The 3,392-nt window shown below is 60.6% G+C and carries 3 protein-coding genes; all 3 read right to left on the reverse strand.

The window, feature by feature from the left end; translation table 11 throughout:
* Positions 1-113: 113 nt before the first annotated feature.
* Genes ACLKMW_RS26280 through ACLKMW_RS26290 form a run of 3 tightly spaced genes read right to left on the reverse strand, consistent with a single transcriptional unit; the run spans position 114 to position 3,105 of the window.
* The gene (locus ACLKMW_RS26280) at positions 114-1,112 is read right to left on the reverse strand and encodes a tyrosine-type recombinase/integrase (RefSeq protein ID WP_415727469.1); all 999 of its coding nucleotides are present in this window, start codon (positions 1,110-1,112) and stop codon (positions 114-116) included.
* Positions 1,109-2,032, reverse strand: a complete 924-nt coding sequence (locus tag ACLKMW_RS26285; protein WP_415727471.1) for a tyrosine-type recombinase/integrase — start codon at positions 2,030-2,032, stop codon at positions 1,109-1,111. Before ACLKMW_RS26285 ends, ACLKMW_RS26280 begins: the two co-directional genes overlap by 4 nt.
* Positions 2,026-3,105, reverse strand: a complete 1,080-nt coding sequence (locus tag ACLKMW_RS26290; RefSeq protein WP_415727472.1) for a tyrosine-type recombinase/integrase — start codon at positions 3,103-3,105, stop codon at positions 2,026-2,028. Before ACLKMW_RS26290 ends, ACLKMW_RS26285 begins: the two co-directional genes overlap by 7 nt.
* Positions 3,106-3,392: the final 287 nt, after the last annotated feature.

The raw sequence follows: 3,392 nt of genomic DNA on the forward strand, positions 1-3,392 counted from the left end.
GGCAGGGCCATAACGCGAACCGGTGGAACAGGACGATGCCGTACAGGTTGGGTAGCGCCATGCTGGCGGCATTGATCATCACGATACGACAGCGCCACCCATTTTCAGCTGGGTTACATCCCTATATCCGAGAGCAAGGACGCGATCAGTGCGTCTGGTGCCTTGAAGCGGCCGCGTCTCAGTTCCGGCGGGATGACCGCCTCGACTGCTTCCAGCTTTTCGCTGGGATCCATGCGCAGATAGACCTCGGTGGTGCGGATATCGGCATGACCAAGCCACAGCGCCACCTTTCGCACATCGTGCGTCGCCTGAAGCATCACGACAGCACAGCTATGGCGCAGTTGATGTGGCGATACGTTCCGATCGCGTAATGTCGTGCAAATTTCCCCCGCTTTGCGAACGTGCTTGTCGAGCACATATTCGAAGCCGGCACGGCTCATGGGCTCTCCCCGCGCATTGACGAACAGTTCGGGAACGGGGACGGTCCCTCTGATGCTGAGCCAGGCGCGAAGATCCCGCGCGGTCTCTTTCCAGAGCGGCAGGCAACGTTCCTTGCGGCCCTTACCCTTGATCATCACGCTACACCCATTCTGGAGCGACAGGTTCTCCGTCAGTACGCCGACCAACTCGGACACGCGAAGACCGGCGGCGAAGCAGAGATGCATCATTGCCCGATCTCGTACGCCGGAACGTGTGGCGAGATCGGGAGCGCTCAGGATCGCGCGGACTTCGCCGATCGTCAGATGCTGTATGAGCTTCTGGTCATGGCGCTTTGCAGGAATGGCATGGATCCGGGCGATCTGCTCCAGAGCGGATGGCACACGGTATTCGACGTAGCGCATGAACGTCTTGATCGCCGCAAGTCTCACATTGCGCGTGGTAATCGCGTTGCCACGTTCGTTTTCGATATGGCGCAGGAAGGCCAGGATCAGGGTTGCGTCGAGATCTTCGAGCGTCAGCAGCGACGGGCGGGTGGCGAGTCGTTTGGCCGAGAACTCGAAGAGCAGCTTGAAGCTGACCGCATAGGTTTCGCAACTTCTGGGACTATAGCCGCGCTGATGAGGCATGTGCTCACGCAGGAAGCTGGTGATGAGAGGGGCGAGCTGCGTCATACGCCCATCTCCCCGACCAGCGTCTCGGCAGCCAAAGCGATGTCCGTCATAATTTGCGGCGTCGCTTCGAGATACCAGTATGTGTTTCTGACGTCGGCGTGGCCCAGGTAGGTGGACAGGGCAACGAAGTGGCGGGCGACAACACCACGATCAGCGCCGCACTGGACCAGAACCCGGGTTGCAAACGTATGGCGAAGGTCGTGGATACGGGGCTGGGACTGACGCCCCGGCGTGATGCCCGCGCGTCGCAGGATGCAGCGGAACGTGGAGTTGACCACGCGGGCACACATCTGACGGTGTTTGACGGAGGGAAAGAGCCAATCACTATCGCCGCCACGCCGGCGCCGAACATCGAGGTAGCGCTGTAAGGCTTCCCTGACCGACGCATGCAATGGCACCAGCCGGCTCTTTCGGAACTTGGTATCCCGGATGTAGAGCACACCATCAGGCTGGATGTCATGAAGTCTGAGGGCAAGCGCTTCGGAGATGCGCAATCCCGTGGCCGCGATCAGACCGAAGATCATCACATAGATTTCGCGGCGCAGGGGATTGGGCTTTTGACGCCGCAGTTTTCCAGCGGCATCGAGGATGCGCGCGATCTCGTCGGCGGAGTAGATATAGGGAGTTGGCCGGATGTATTGGCGAGGTTGTGCCAGATCGGTGCGCGGAACCTCATGCCGAGGATCTTCCGTATGCAGGAAGCGCGCGAACAGGATGACGTCCCGCAACCGCCGCGCCCGCCCCCCAGGAGTCCAGGAGGGTGTTTCCAGCCAGACAAGAACAGACGAGACCTGTACATAGGTCTCACGCCGCAAGTCGGCGAAGCGGGCGAAGGCGCGCAGATGCCATTCCGCCTTGGCCAATTTGTAGCCGAGAGCCCGACGCAGAGCGATATAGCGGTGAACATCGTTGCTCAGCATGGCAACCTCCCGCCCCAGGGTTGGGTGATCTCGGACAGAAGACCTATATCCACCTTGGCATAAAGTGCCGTCACCGATGGGGAGCGGTGTCGCAGCACCGCGCCAATGCCCGTGAGGCTGACGCCCTTGCGCAGCATCGCCGTCGCCGCGGAGTGGCGCAGGATATGTGCGCCGCGATGAGCACTTTTGATCCCGGCCCGGTCGAGCGCCCGGTTCACAATGCATTTCACGGTGATGCGGCTGACGACCCTGATCGGCGCGGTGCTCGTCAGGAACACACGGCTTGTTGCGATGCGCGGCCGTGCCCTCTCGATATAGGCAAGGATAGTGTCCCCGATCTCCTGCGTCAGCGGCAGGCGTTCCTCACGCCGGGATTTTCCCGCAAGAACGATTTGGCCAGACGCCCAGTCGATTTGGTCGAAGGTGAGATTGGCAACTTCGCCTGCCCTGAGACCCAGACGGGCCAGAAGCAGGATGATAGCCCGATCACGCACCCGTTCTTCGCCGGCACAGGCGTCGAGAAGTCGGTCGATTTCGGTTTCGGCCAGGAAGCGCGGCGTGCTGGCCAGCGCCCAGTTGGCAAATGTGGGAACGGCTCGCTCGCGACCGATCGGACATTGTTCGGTCGCCACCAGATATTTGAGGTATGCACGGGTTGCAACAGCAATGGCCTGGGTACGCCACCGGCCGACCGTGCTGGCGCGCTCAAGGACAAAGCCGCGGATCGCCGCCACCGTGTAGCTCGCAGGGTTCGTTCCGAGCTTCTCCAGCAGATCGGCAATGACGTGCTCGTAAAGATCGAGTGTGGATTCTTTGGTGCCGCGTTGCTCCCGCATCCAGCATCGGAATGCAGCAAGTTCCGGCCATGTGTCGTGCAGGGAAGGCTGATGCTCTGGTGGCAAAACATCCATTTCGCGCAGATAGGCTATGAATAGGGCAGCCGCTCCCTGCGGGGCGCGAGCTTTCTTGCTACCGCCGAACACCGAAGCCGAGGCGGAGAATGCAACGGCAAGTGTTTCGACGCCGAAGCCCGAACCGCGGACCCAATCAGTCCATAGCGCCAGCAGGCGCATAACTTCCACTATCGTTGCCGGTGAGTAATTCCGCCTGCCGAGCCAATCCCGGAAGCCGTCCACATGTGGCTGCAACCAGTTGAGCCGAACCTCAACGCTTCGGCGGTGTCTGCGCTTACGCTTTGTCATCTATATCTCCTTCAATCTGCTTGTTCACACCGTTCAGAACCGGCGCGACGAACAGACCGAAGATTTCGACGTCATGCTATGCGCGATGGATTGAACCATGCTGAGACGCCAGCGATCCCGTTTCTACGCTGCAATCCGTCCCGGTGATGCGATGTCCG

This window comes from Borborobacter xinjiangensis (genome assembly GCF_047739745.1).
Classification (GTDB): domain Bacteria; phylum Pseudomonadota; class Alphaproteobacteria; order Rhizobiales; family Rhizobiaceae; genus Pseudaminobacter.